The organism is Vibrio sp. Isolate24 (assembly GCF_022398215.1).
Taxonomy (GTDB): Bacteria; Pseudomonadota; Gammaproteobacteria; order Enterobacterales; family Vibrionaceae; genus Vibrio; species Vibrio coralliilyticus_A.
This window is the reverse complement of the sequence record NZ_JAKEUU010000009.1, coordinates 24,692-38,485: the sequence shown is the minus strand read 5'-3', so window position 1 is coordinate 38,485 and position 13,794 is coordinate 24,692. Positions and strand designations below refer to the sequence as shown.

Annotated in this window: 11 protein-coding genes; 6 read left to right on the top strand and 5 right to left on the bottom strand. The window is 46.8% G+C overall.

What is annotated here, in order from left to right; all coding sequences use genetic code 11:
- Positions 1-23 precede the first annotated feature (23 nt).
- Positions 24-1,295, bottom strand: coding sequence for a divalent metal cation transporter (locus L1D23_RS20095; RefSeq protein ID WP_239871019.1), 1,272 nt, complete (start codon positions 1,293-1,295; stop codon positions 24-26).
- Between the two features lie 182 nt (positions 1,296-1,477).
- Here L1D23_RS20095 and L1D23_RS20090 point away from each other — a divergent pair, with 182 nt between their 5' ends.
- A complete protein-coding gene (locus tag L1D23_RS20090; protein ID WP_239871016.1) occupies positions 1,478-2,215 on the top strand; it encodes a pseudouridine synthase in 738 nt (245 codons plus the stop codon).
- Positions 2,216-2,244: 29 nt separating this feature from the next.
- Positions 2,245-3,207, top strand: coding sequence for a D-2-hydroxyacid dehydrogenase (locus L1D23_RS20085; RefSeq protein WP_239871013.1), 963 nt, complete (start codon positions 2,245-2,247; stop codon positions 3,205-3,207).
- Here the strand turns inward: L1D23_RS20085 and L1D23_RS20080 are convergent.
- Positions 3,204-3,956, bottom strand: a complete 753-nt coding sequence (locus tag L1D23_RS20080) for a transporter substrate-binding domain-containing protein (RefSeq protein WP_239871010.1) — start codon at positions 3,954-3,956, stop codon at positions 3,204-3,206. The two genes, L1D23_RS20085 and L1D23_RS20080, sit on opposite strands and share 4 nt — an antisense overlap.
- A 278-nt stretch (positions 3,957-4,234) precedes the next feature.
- Between L1D23_RS20080 and L1D23_RS20075 the strand changes: the two genes are divergently transcribed.
- The gene (locus L1D23_RS20075; RefSeq protein WP_239871007.1) at positions 4,235-5,410 is read left to right on the top strand and encodes a YjgN family protein; all 1,176 of its coding nucleotides are present in this window, start codon (positions 4,235-4,237) and stop codon (positions 5,408-5,410) included.
- A complete protein-coding gene (locus L1D23_RS20070) occupies positions 5,410-6,402 on the top strand; it encodes a M48 family metallopeptidase (RefSeq protein ID WP_239871004.1) in 993 nt (330 codons plus the stop codon). Before L1D23_RS20075 ends, L1D23_RS20070 begins: the two co-directional genes overlap by 1 nt.
- A gap of 53 nt (positions 6,403-6,455) precedes the next feature.
- On the opposite strand, the gene L1D23_RS20065 is transcribed toward L1D23_RS20070, so the two are convergent.
- From L1D23_RS20065 to pepA, 3 genes are all read right to left on the bottom strand, one after another.
- Complete coding sequence (locus tag L1D23_RS20065) at positions 6,456-9,314, bottom strand: valine--tRNA ligase (RefSeq protein ID WP_239871001.1); 2,859 nt, start codon at positions 9,312-9,314, stop codon at positions 6,456-6,458.
- 96 nt (positions 9,315-9,410) lie between these two features.
- Positions 9,411-9,860 (bottom strand): DNA polymerase III subunit chi, encoded by a 450-nt coding sequence (locus L1D23_RS20060; protein WP_239870998.1) that lies wholly within the window; start codon positions 9,858-9,860, stop codon positions 9,411-9,413.
- A 52-nt stretch (positions 9,861-9,912) separates the two neighbouring features.
- Positions 9,913-11,421 (bottom strand): leucyl aminopeptidase, encoded by a 1,509-nt coding sequence (gene pepA / locus L1D23_RS20055; protein ID WP_239870995.1) that lies wholly within the window; start codon positions 11,419-11,421, stop codon positions 9,913-9,915.
- Positions 11,422-11,612: 191 nt separating this feature from the next.
- On the opposite strand from pepA, the gene lptF reads away from it, so the two are divergent.
- Positions 11,613-12,719: an LPS export ABC transporter permease LptF gene (lptF, locus tag L1D23_RS20050; protein WP_239838897.1), complete on the top strand. Its 1,107-nt coding sequence runs from the start codon at positions 11,613-11,615 to the stop codon at positions 12,717-12,719.
- Between the two features lie 3 nt (positions 12,720-12,722).
- Positions 12,723-13,793, top strand: coding sequence for an LPS export ABC transporter permease LptG (gene lptG / locus L1D23_RS20045; RefSeq protein WP_239870992.1), 1,071 nt, complete (start codon positions 12,723-12,725; stop codon positions 13,791-13,793).
- Position 13,794: the final 1 nt, after the last annotated feature.

Genomic DNA, 13,794 nt, shown 5'->3' with positions numbered 1-13,794 from the left:
AAGGCCTTTTTTATAGCGGCGGGTTACATAAGCCACTTCCACCACACAAATACTGCCAAGAAACCAAACAGGTAGACAAGGCCAGTGATAGAAAGCCACTTTAACTTATTGCCCAACGCTAGAGGTTCAGGTAACGGCGATTTTGAAACCAAAATATAGTTCAGCAGAGCAAAGAATGGCGTTGTCATAAAGGCTAGAATCATCGCAAAGTCGAGCATAGGCAGTAGTGCTGCTGCCCAGAAAACGATGATCGACAGTGCCGCTGCGGAAATCAGTAGCATCCACCCTTGCGTCACTTTAGGTCTCATCTCTTTTTGCTTACGCAGTAGGCGTTGAGATTCTGAAATCACTCGAGCGTAGCCATCAATGACGGTAATAGTACTGCCAAAAATACAGAAGAACGCGACGGCTGCAATTAGGTAACGTGACCATTCGCCAATGGTTGATGCATATAGACCGACCAATTGGTGTGAGAAACCGACTCCTGATTGAGAAAGCTCGATATTGCTGCCGTGTAAGACCAAAGTACCCAGCGCAAGGAAAACAATCGCCAGAATCGCCGTACCTATGTAGCCCACATTAAAATCAAACAAGGCGGAACGAGCCGTTACCTTTTGGTGGCGTTGCTGACTTTTAAGCCACATTGATGTCAGGCTGGAAATTTCAATCGGAGCTGGCATCCACCCCATGGTGACGACGATAAACCCGATAGCAGCAATGGACCAAGGTGAGGGCGCTTCAAAAGCAGGAGCCGCTTCGACAGGGTTACCTGCGGCGATAGCGACCGCAGTCAGGGTTGCAATGGTCAGTACCGCCATAATGATTTTCGATAAGGAGTCGAGAGCTTTGTAGTGGCCAGCAAACAGAATCGTCAAGCAGGTCGCTAGAACAATCAAACATAAGGTTGTGGTGGAGAGTTCCACGGGGATAAAGTACCCAAGTAAGCTAGCACTGAATAGCAATAAAGCAGCGGTATTGACGATACCGGAAATGACACTTAACGTAACAAATAACCACAGATACGGACGACCAAGTTTTGAGTAGCCTTCGACTAGACTTTCCCCTGTCCCCATTGTGTACTGAATACTGGCGCGGAAAAATGGGTATTTAAAAAAGTTGACCAGCAGAATTAATACCGCCAGTTGCCAACCGTAAATAGCTCCGGCTTTGGTCGAAGCAACTAAATGTGACCCTCCGACGGCAGCGGCAGCCATCATTATCCCTGGGCCTAGCGAACGGACAAGTTGTGCCAGAGAGTATTTAGCGTGACTCTCTGAAGTGGAGATCGTTTCCATTTGTATTCCTTGATGTCGTGTTTTAGTGTTTTTCTTGTCAATGGTAAAACCAATATCATACGTAATCAGAGTGTTAAATATTATTTACATAAAAAGCGCTAAAATAGACTTGGATGTGGAAACTCCGTCACAACCCTGAGTCTGATATACTGGGTGAGTTATAAGTAGTATTGAGATATTTTATGGCCATGCAGGACTATTACCCGCCCACCGAACCTTGGATTGAGCGAGTATTTGAGGATCAAGGTATCCTTGTGGTGAATAAGCCGTCTGGCCTTTTATCTGTTCCTGGACGCGCGGCTGAGCACTATGACAGCATGTGGAGTCGATTGAAGGCACTCTACCCTGACATTCAACCGGTCCACCGTCTTGATATGTCAACATCAGGGCTGATGTTATTTGCCAAGGACAAACCCACAGAATCAGCACTAAAAAAGCAGTTTCAGTTCCGCCTTACACACAAGGTCTACTATGCTCGTGTGTGGGGACATGTAGAGCAGGATACGGGGGAAGTGGATCTTCCACTGATTTGTGATTGGCCAAATCGGCCGAAGCAGAAAGTTTGTTTTGAGCAGGGTAAGCCATCAAAGACCTTATTTGAGGTGGCAAAGCGCGAAGATCAGACCACCATTGTCAGGTTACTGCCTATTACAGGGCGTTCACATCAGCTGCGTGTGCATATGCAAGCGTTAGGGCATCCGATTGTTGGAGATGAGTTCTATTCACAGGGAGAAGCCTTCAAATTCTCCAATCGTCTTGAACTGCATGCGGCTGAATTGAGTTTTTACCATCCTCAAGATGAACGTCTACGCAGTATTTTTGTTCCTTGTGATTTCTATCCTGAAGCGGAGGCATTGATCTTTAACTATTTCGATCCTGTGCGAGAATTGCCGGACTATAAAACGCTGCCACGTCCATGATTTCACTATAGGCAGCGGAAGGAGAAACCATGTCGCTGCCTAATGTTGTTTTTTTGGATCGCGCCACGATCCCCACTCATATCGAATTACCTCACCTTCCTTTTGACCACCAATGGATTGAATATGATTTCACCAGCTCTGAGCTGGTGGTGGAGCGCCTGCAAGGCGCCCAAATTGTGATTACCAATAAGGTGGTGCTAGACCAGCAAGTTTTGTCTCAATTGCCCGAACTTCAATTGATTGCCATATCGGCGACTGGGTTTAACAATGTTGATATCGATTATTGTCGAGCACAGGGGATTGCGGTGACGAATGTCCAAGGTTATGCCACACAGTCGGTGCCGGAGCATGTTATCGGCATGATCTTCGCTCTCAGACGCAATTTGCATGGCTACCATAACGATATCGCCAAAGGAGAGTGGCAACGAAATCAGCAGTTTTGCTTTTTCACTCACCCAATTGGTGATGTTGCAGGATCTACGCTGGGAGTGATTGGTTCAGGGGCACTTGGTCTGGCGACAGCGGCGTTGGCTAAAGCGGTCGGGATGCAAGTTATTTATGCCGAACACAAAGGGGCTGATGCTTGTCGGGAAGGCTATTTACCCTTTGAACAGGTATTAATGATGGCTGATGTGATCACACTGCATTGTCCGTTGAGTGAAGCCACACGTAACTTGATTGGAGAAAATGAGTTGGCGCAAATGAAACCCGGAAGCCTATTGATCAATACTGGCCGCGGGGGATTAGTCGACGAAGGGGCTCTGGTTGCGGCATTAAAGCATGGCACGATTGCTGGGGCGGGTGTGGATGTCTTCACGCAGGAGCCTGCTGACAAAAGCAACCCGTTACTAGCGAATATGGATCTGCCGAATTTATTGCTGACACCTCATGTAGCGTGGGGAAGTGACTCATCGATTCAGAACCTGTCGAATATATTGATGGATAACATTACCGCCTTTATAGAAGGGAGAAAACAAAATCGAGTGGTTTAGTGCTCATTTTGCTGCTGGCGCCATTTGAGTAAGCCTTGATTAAATATCGCTAGCAGCTCCTTTCCTCTTGGGCTCTGTTTGGAAAACATTACGAAGCCATCGTTATTGAGAAAGGGCTTGGGGTGATAGGTAATATTGTTCTGAACATCTTTGGTTTGCTGACTGAGGTTGTACAAGCCTATCTGTCGCTCTTCTGGATAAACTTCAATTCGGTGGTGGTTGAGTCGTAGCAGATTCTGACTGGGGCTGTTAACTCGGCTCATAGTAACGCCCTTTGACTCTATAAGTGCGTCCAGTTCAGGACCATAGCTGTAACCCAGCCCTCCGCCTAGTTTGTAGCCTTTTAAATCTTCGATCTCTGACCATTCAAAGTCTAAGTCCTTGTGGTGGAAGAAGACAAACTGCTCTTGTGAGACCGGTTTGCTGTAGTAAAAATGCTGTGTTCGCTCGTCATCGAACATCCAGACGGCGGTGGCGTCGAACTCTCCGCTTTGTGCCTTTTCATACGCTCTGGCCCAAGGATAAAAAGTATAAGTCACTTTATAACCTTGAAGCGCAAATGCTTGAGTGATGGTTTGAGCGACAACACCATACCCTTCAAGGTTTTGGCCGATAAATGGTGGCCACTCTCCAGCTGTGATTCTAACCGTTTTATCTATGTTCTCAGCATACGCCTGCACACAGATAAAATATGATAGTAGTGGAATACCGAGCAAGAACTTCTTCAACTTCTCTATACCTTTTTTCATGGCACCATAATTCATTTTAGATGAGTCAATTTGAAAAGAGCATTAAACGACAAAATATTTATAAGTAAGGTGTAAAGTTCGATATAAACGCTTGAAACTCAAACATCAAATGTTCTTATTGTTCGATATATGTAAAATTATTGTATCGAGGTGCGGTGTTGTTTGTGATGTACATCAACTGGTTGCACTTTCTTGTTATTAAGACATAGACGCTAGGAATGAAATGTAAGAAATTATTCGGCTTGTGTTTTAGTCAATAACGTCAGGAAAATAAAAAAATGGAACATAAACATATCACAAACCCCGTTGAGTTTAGGGGTAAGGGAGGCGAGTTCTTTGGCATATGGATAGTCAATGTTTTGCTTAGCATTATTACTTTTGGCATCTATTCCGCTTGGGCCAAAGTCAGAACAAAGCGCTATTTCTACGGCAATACCTATGTAGATAGTGATAACTTTGAATATCACGCTCAGCCGATGCAAATTCTCAAGGGGCGTCTAGTGGCTGTTGCGGTTCTTGGTATTTGGGCTATTGCCAACGCATTCTTTCCTGAGGTGAGTTTTGTGTTGCTGTTGGTTTTTTATGTAGCTTTACCTTGGCTACTATGGAGCAACGCTCGATTTGATGCTGCAATGACGAGTTACCGCAATGTTCACTTTTCTTTTGACTCGTCATTGAAAGATGCTTACCTATCACTGATGGGGCGTGGCTTGGGAGCGCTAGTCGCCATTGCTATCTATATTGCCGCAATTGTCGCAATCTCAGGGGTGTCAGGTGTCGCAGCTACAGTATTAGGAATCGCATTCTTTGTCTTCTTGTCTGTGCTATACGCATGGGTTGTGGTTGGCGCACATAAGTATTTCACCAATGGTTATCGGTATGGTGACTGGAAGTTCAGTGCAGAATTGGAAACGGGCTTCTTTGTTAAGACCTACCTGAAAGCCATGGGGCTGGGTATTGCTGCGTCCATCATCCTTATGATTGCGATGTCTCTGACGATTTTTAGTGGCTTTGACCTTACGGCTATCCAGAATGGTGATTACAGTTCGTTAATGGGCGCATCTCAGTTTACGGTCTTCATTGTTGCTTATCTAGCAATCATCGTTCTGACCATTGGCTTGACCGCGTATACAACGACTCGAGTTCGTAACTACATCTTCGAACAACTGCAAGCTAAACTTGAACAAGAATCAGACAATCGCTATACCTTTAACTCGACCTTTACTGCCAGAGGTTACACTTGGTTGGTTATCTCTAACTTCTTGCTTCAGGTCGTTACATTGAGTATTGCCCGACCTTGGGTCATGGTAAGAACCTCGCGCTATGTTGCCGATAATACCGCAGTATTTGGTGATATGAGCCTGCTGAAAGCGACAGATAAAGACTCGAACGTTCAATCTGCGATATCGGATGAAGTGGCTCAAGCCTTCGATTTAGGTATCGGAATTAGCTAATGATGTTTGATGGGGTGGCGTTTCCGCCACGAAGCTCGGAGCGCCATCCTGCCAAATTGGATGTGACACAAGCTAATGCGTTAAGTTTGCGCGTTGAAGGTCAAATCATCAGTTGTGACCAGCAATACGCTGAGATCAGTGTCCCTGTTGGTAACCTACCTGTGCGATTCAAGTTTCCCGATGGCTGGGTTTTTGTGGTTGAAAGAACGACAGAAGTGAGCCACTGGCTGGAACGAAATCGCAGAAGCAGCGCCATTGATAAAATGGAAGCTAACTGGTTCGCGTGGTTGTTGTCAGCGGTAGTGTGTATCGGAGTTGTATTGGGCAGTTACTTTTATGTATTGCCATGGACCAGTGACAAGGTCGCCAATGCTATCCCTGATTACGTTGCAGTGGCATTGGGCGATAAAGTTCTCGAAAGCTTTGATAATAGCTGGCAAGAGAGCGAGTTGAGTCAGCAAGAGCAGCAAGCGATCCGCCAACGTGTGGCTCAGCATGTCACACAGCTTGAAGCATTACCTTATCCCATTGAAGTGGTGTTTCGCTCCTCAGAGCTTGGCGCCAATGCATTTGCATTGCCGGGTGGGAAAATCGTGTTACTCGACGACTTGGTTACTCTGGCTGAGAATGAACAACAACTCGATAGCATTATCCTTCACGAGCTAGGCCACGTTCATCATCGTCATATGATGAAGCGATTGGTTCACTCGAGCTTACTTTCGGTGGGCATTGCACTCTTAACTGGCGAAAGTTCAGGAGTGGTAGATAATCTGGCTGGAGTGGGGGTGTTCTTCCTCTCCAATGGTCACTCTCGAGAAGCGGAAATTGAAGCGGATGTGTATGCCATACAGGCTATGCAAGCCATCTATGGAAGTAGTGCGCCAATGGCTGAAATGTTTGAATTGTTTAGGCAACAAGGTGAGTTGGAAATACCCGAGTGGATGAGTACTCATCCTGACTTCAAACATCGGATTGATGCTGCTCGTCAATAGCAGATACAAAAAAGGCAGCGATTTCGCTGCCTTTTAGTTAACACTGTACCGGTTTATAGCGCAGCAATTGTGGTCTTTTGCTCTTCAAGCTTCACTAGCGTTTCTTTATAACCTTCTAGCTTCTCTCGCTCTTTCGCGACAACCGCTTCCGGTGCTTTAGCCACAAAGCCTTCGTTACCTAGCTTGCCTTCGATACGCTTGATTTCGTCGTGAGTCTTCTTGATTTCGCCATCGAGACGAGCAAGCTCAGCGTCTTTGTCGATAAGTCCAGCCATTGGGATCATTAGCTCAGACTTCGCCACAAGAGCGGTTGCGCATGCAGGCGTTTCTTCACCCGCTTCTAGCACACGTACAGACTCAAGCTTCGCGAGAGAAACAAGCACTTGGTTGTTCGCTTCTAGACGCGCTGCATCTTCTGCGCTCGCAGCTTTCAGCATCACTTCGAGCGGCTTACCTGGGTTGATGTCGTACTCAGCACGTAGGTTACGGATACTCGTGATGAATGACTTAACCCACTCGATGTCATCCAGTGCGGCTTGGTTGAAGTTCGCTTCGTCGTATTGAGGAAGAGCCTGCAGCATGATGGTGTCACCTTCTACGCCTTCAACAAGTGGTTTAACGCTCTGCCAGATTGTTTCAGTGATGTATGGGATCACTGGGTGAGCCAGACGCAGTGTCTTCTCAAGAACCGTGATTAGCGTACGGCGAGTACCACGTTGTTGAGCTTCGCTACCTTTCCAAAGTACTGGTTTAGTAAGCTCTAAGTACCAGTCACAGAATTGGTTCCAGATGAACTCGTAAATTGTATTCGCGGCCATATCCAAGCGATAGTTATCAATGTGGCCATTGAAATCGGCAGCGGCTAGCTCAAATTGAGACTCGATCCACTTGTCCGCAAGTGAGTACTCGATCTCGCCTTCACCAAAGCCACAGTCTTGCTCTTCTGTATTCATCAGAACGTAGCGGCTTGCGTTCCATAGCTTGTTACAGAAGTTACGGTAACCTTCTAGACGCTTCATATCCCAGTTGATGTCGCGGCCCGTTGAGGCCATTGCAGCAAGAGTAAAGCGCAGTGCGTCAGTACCGTAAGGTTCGATACCATTTTCAAATGTTTTACGAGTGTTTTTCTCGATCTTCTTCGCTAGCTGAGGCTGCATCATGTTACCGGTGCGCTTCTCAACGAGAGACTCTAGGTCAATACCATCAATCATATCGATTGGATCAAGTACGTTACCTTTAGACTTAGACATCTTGTCGCCGTTTTCATCACGGATTAGCCCCGTCATGTAAACTGTCTTAAATGGAACCTGTGGCTTGCCATTTTCATCTTTAACGAAGTGTAGTGTCATCATGATCATGCGCGCTACCCAGAAGAAGATGATGTCAAAACCAGATACCAGTACATCAGAAGGGTGGAATTGCTTCAGCGCTTCTGTATCTTCTGGCCAACCTTGTGTACCGAAAGTCCATAGTGCAGAAGAGAACCAGGTATCAAGTACATCGTCGTCTTGGCGCAGGACTACCACTGGTGCTAAGTTGTTTTGTTGACGAACTTCTTCTTCGGTGCGACCGACATAAACGTTACCGTCGTTGTCGTACCATGCCGGAATACGATGTCCCCACCAAAGCTGACGAGAGATACACCAATCTTGAACGTCACGCATCCAAGCGAAGTACATGTTTTCGTACTGTTTAGGCACGAACTGAATGTCACCATTCTCTACCGCCTCAACTGCTGGTTTTGCAAGCGGCGCAGTGCGAACGTACCACTGGTCTGTAAGAAGCGGTTCGATGACCACACCACCACGGTCACCGTATGGTACCGTTAGGTCGTGATCTTTGATTTCATCTAGAAGGCCTAACTCTTCAAACTCAGCCACGATGGCTTTACGTGCAGCAAAACGTTCCATGCCGTGGTATTTCGCTGGTAGCTCAGTTGAGTACGCATCGTTTGCTTCGCCGTTGGTGTTGAACACTTCAGCCGCATCACGGATGTTTGCATCGAAGGTGAGGATGTTGATCATAGGTAGCTGGTGGCGCTTACCGACTTCGTAGTCGTTGAAGTCATGCGCAGGTGTGATTTTTACACAGCCAGTTCCTTTTTCCATGTCTGCGTGCTCGTCACCCACGATTGGGATACGACGATCCACGATAGGAAGCAGAATTTCTTTACCGATCAGATCTTTATAACGTGGATCTTCTGGGTTAACTGCGACACCTGTATCACCCAACATGGTTTCCGGACGAGTTGTCGCAACAACAATGTAGTCTTTGCCGTCCGCTGTCTTAACTCCATCTGCTAGTGGGTAGCGGAAGTGCCACATGTGACCTTTTTTGTCTTTGTTTTCAACTTCAAGATCAGAAATTGCAGTGTGCAGTTTTGGATCCCAGTTCACCAGACGTTTACCACGGTAGATGAGATCTTCTTCGTAGAGACGGACAAAGACTTCTTTTACGGCATTAGATAGGCCGTCATCCATGGTGAAGCGCTCACGCTCCCAGTCTACCGATGCACCTAAACGACGCAGCTGTTTAGTGATCGTGCCGCCAGACTCGCCTTTCCATTCCCAAATTTTGTCGATGAAGGCATCACGGCCGTAATCGTGTTTGGTTTTGCCTTCTTCTGCTGCGATCTTACGCTCAACAACCATCTGAGTTGCGATTCCAGCGTGGTCAGTACCAACTTGCCAAAGCGTATTTTTGCCTTTCATACGCTCCGCACGGATAAGGGTATCCATAATGGTATCTTGGAACGCGTGGCCCATGTGTAGACTACCAGTGACGTTCGGTGGCGGGATCATGATGCTGTATGATTCTTTCGTCGTGTCACCGTGTGGCTTAAAGTAGCCTTTCTCTTCCCAAGCTTGGTACAAAGCTTGTTCGATTGAAGTTGGGTTGTATGTCTTTTCCATAGCGATAGATATTCTGCAGATAGGTCTGGTTTAATTCTAAGTCAATCTTTATAAGTGAACTCTCTTGAAGGAGAGCTTAACTATAAGGATTGACCACTAATTGTGTGCGATGTCGATCGTTTGTAGCTGATAACCCGCTTGGCGATAGATTTTATATCGCTGTCGCGCCAGTTGCTTGGCTTTTTCTTCGCAAGGGACGAAGTCTACCACCTCAGCAAACTTGTTCGCAAAGGTTGTCTCATTTTCCGCCAAATTTATTACTAATTGACGATTCCACGAGGGTTTTACACCTTGATATCCGATTTCAATGCCCGTGGCATACTTTGGGCCCTCACCAACCAGGTTATGGGCGAGGTATTGCTCGGCTTCTACTTGCCAGAACCGCTCCGCTAATTGCTCAGCGTGCTGTTTATCATGGCAGTGTAGGTAGACCTTAGCGCCTTGTTTCGCAAAGTGCCCAGCAAGAAACACTACATATTGCTCAAAGCCTTGTGGCTTGGCCTGTGGAGAGCCCGATTGTATGATGTAAAACGTCGCGTTTGGCATAGTGATATCGAATAAAAAAGGGCCTTGCGGCCCTTTGAAATTTGTTCAGAAATTATTCTTCTGTCTCTTGGCCGCTGCGGTTCAGTAAGAACTGGACAAGCATCGAGACCGGACGACCTGTTGAGCCCTTCGCCGCGCCTGACTTCCACGCCGTTCCTGCTATGTCAATGTGGGCCCAGTTGTACTTTTTGGCAAATTTTGACAGGAAGCAGCCAGCCGTGATGGTGCCGCCAGGTCGACCACCAATATTTGCCATATCAGCAAATGGGCTCTTCAACTGTTCATGGTACTCATCCGCCATTGGAAGACGCCATGCGCGATCGCTTGCTTGCTCAGACGCATTAACCAACTCGTGAGAAAGAGGGTTGTGGTTAGAAACCACACCACTGATGTGGTGACCCAGTGCAATCACACACGCGCCTGTCAGCGTGGCAACATCCACGACACAATCTGGCTCGAAGCGTTCAACGTACGTCAGTGCATCACAAAGAACCAAACGGCCTTCCGCATCGGTGTTGAGCACTTCAACCGTTTGACCTGACATTGTGGTTAGGATATCGCCAGGGCGGTAAGCATTGCTGCCCGGCATGTTTTCACAGCCAGCAAGAACACCAATGACATTGATTGGTAGGTTCAGTTTCGCCAGAGATTTCATGGTACCGAAAACAGATGCCGCACCACACATGTCGTACTTCATCTCATCCATGCCTCCACCTGGCTTAAGTGAGATACCGCCTGAATCAAAAGTCAGACCTTTACCAACCAACACGATTGGTTTCGCTTCGGGATCTGGGTTGCCCTTGTACTCCATGATAGACATCATAGATTCGTTCTTTGAGCCACGACCGACCGCTAGGTAGGAAGTCATGCCCAGCTTTTCCATCTCTTGCTCACCGATGATTTTGGTGGTGATGGTCTCATAATCATCAGCCAGACGACGTGCCTGAGAAGCAAGGTAGGCAGGGTTGGCGATGTTTGGCGGCATGTTGCCAAGATCCTTCGATGCTTTGACACCTGAAGCGATGGCAAGGCCATGGGTGATCGCTTTTTCACCTAGGTTTAACTCACGACGTGTAGGTACGTTGAATACTAGCTTACGTAGCGGGCGACGAGTTTCCGGTTTCACACTCTTGAATTGATCAAAGGTGTACAAGCCATCCTTTGTGGCTTCGACTGCTTGACGTACTTTCCAGTAAGTATCGCGGCCTTTGACATGCAGCTCAGTTAGGAAGCAGACCGCTTCCATTGAACCTGTCTCGTTCAAGGTGTTGATGGTTTTCTGAATAATTTCTTTGTACTGACGCTCGCCCAATTCACGTTCCTTGCCACAACCGACAAGTAAAACACGTTCAGACAAAACACCCGGTACTTGATGCAGAAGTAGCATCTGTCCTGGTTTTCCTTCCAGATCACCACGGCGAAGTAGTGAACTGATATAGCCGTCGCTGATTTTATCGAGCTGTTCAGCAACTGGAGAAAGGCGACGTGGTTCGAATACACCTACAACGATACAAGCGCTGCGTTGCTTTTCCGGGCTACCACTCTTTACACTGAACTCCATGCGTACTCCTACATCCTGAAGACAAATAGAACTAAATGTTAGATAATGGCGTCTTACTTGTTGATTCCTTAATCGGAACTACTTTTAAATAAGCGCGTTAACAGTTAGCCAAAAAATTTAAAAATAAAAGGTTCAACGGGAAATTATAGTGATTCAATTAAAAAAACAAGTTTTGTATAGGTAATTTCAGCGTGATTATTGTTAGATATTTGATCCGCGAGACACTCAAGAGCCAGTTAGCGATATTTTTTATCCTGTTTTTAGTGTTTTTAAGCCAAAAATTGATCAAAGTTTTAGCGGATGCTTCGGATGGGGATATTCCTGCGGGTCTGGTAATGCACTACGTAGGTTTGAGCATGCCGTCAATGGGGCTATTGATGCTGCCATTGAGCCTATTCCTCGGTATTTTGCTTACTTTCGGCCGCCTGTACGCGGAAAGTGAAATAACCGTTATGAATGCAACCGGAATAGGAAATAAATTCCTTATTCGTGCAGCCTTGTATTTGGCCGTTATCACGGGTGTGATTGCCGCAGCTAATGCCTTTGTGTTTTCGCCAATGAGTCAGGAGAAGCTAATTCAGCTACAGGAAGAAGTGGAAGCCGAGAACAGTGTGGACCTTTTACAGAAAGGGCAGTTCCAAGGGACGCCGGATGGCTCTTCTGTGGTCTTTATTGATGATATTGAAGGCAAGCAACTTAAGCATGTATTTGTAGCACAGATGCGCCCACGTGATTCGATTTTGCCGAGCGTTTCCTTTTCGCAGTCCGGTGAAGTGAAAGAGCTGAGTGATGGGCGCCAGGTCATTCGCATGTACGACGGTACGCGTTATGAAGGTGTACCAACGCGCGTTGATTATATGGTAACCGACTTCGACCAATACGAAGGTTTGATTGGTCAGCGTGACGTGAAACCCAAAGGGCGTGACTGGGAAGCGATTCCAACCATGCAGCTTGTTTCTAACCCAGATCCGCGCGCTCAAGCTGAATTGCAATGGCGAATTTCGTTGGTGGTGTGTATCCCACTTCTAACCATGCTGGTTGTACCGCTGTCGGCAGTGAATCCACGTCAAGGACGATTTGCTAAAATGGGTCCAGCGATTCTTATCTACTTGGCGTATTTCCTTTCAATCAGTGCGACTAAATCTGCGTTGGAAGATGGCTCAATCCCTTCCTTTATTGGTATGTGGCCGATCAACGCGGCTTTGTTGTTGACCGCAGTCGGTATTAACTCCATGGACAGCATTCCAATGCGACGCTTTAAAGACAAACTAAGACAAAGAAAAAAGAAGGCAGCATAAGTCGTGTTTAAAATTCTCGATCTTTATATTGGCAGAACCATCATTGCAACCACATCGCTGGTGCTCGCGACCTTTGTTGGCTTGTCTGCGATCATTAAGTATGTGGAGCAGTTACGCAAAGTGGGTCAGGGTAGCTACGACTTACTTCAAGCTTTGTTCTACGTACTGCTGAGTATTCCTCGTGATATTGAAATGTTTTTCCCCATGGCGGCTTTGCTTGGTGCTTTGATTGGCTTGGGGATGCTTGCTTCGAGTTCTGAACTGGTGGTCATGCAGGCTGCGGGCTACTCGAAATTGGATATCGGATTGTCGGTATTGAAGACAGCTGTGCCTTTGATGGTGTTAGTGACGTTACTTGGCCAGTGGGGTGCGCCCCAAGCTCAGAAGATGGCGCGTGACCTGCGTGCTTTTACCACGTCTGGCGGAGCGATCATGTCGGTGAGAACCGGTGTCTGGGCACGTGATGCTAACGATTTTATTTTTCTTGGTAAAGTTGAGGACGATAAACTTTATGGCTTGAATATGTGGCGTTTCAACAATGATAAACAGTTGGAAAGTGTCGTGCATGCAGCGGAAGTGGATTATTTGTCCGATAACACTTGGGTAATGAAAGACGTTCAGTTAACGGAGATGTTGGATGAAGTGGAAATCTCCAAAACCAATTTGCCTGAGTATCGTTGGACGACCTCTTTAGCGCCTGACAAATTGGCGGTAGTGACGGTCAAGCCCGAAGAGCTATCACTGAGCGGTTTATATGATTATGTTACTTACCTCAAGGCTTCTGAGCAGGACGCCTCTCGTTATGAGTTGGCCTTGTGGCGCAAAGTCACTCAGCCATTCTCTATTGCGGTAATGATGTTGATGGCGCTGTCGTTCATCTTTGGCCCACTGCGCAGTGTAACAATGGGGGCACGTATTCTATCTGGTGTGGTAGCCGGTTTTACTTTCTATATTTCCAGTGAATTCTTTGGCCCACTCAGTTTGGTTTATAGCATTCCACCAGTCTTTGGTGCTGTGATGCCAAGCATCGTCTTTTTATCAGTGGCATTGATGCTACTGCGCAGAAAGCTCTAAA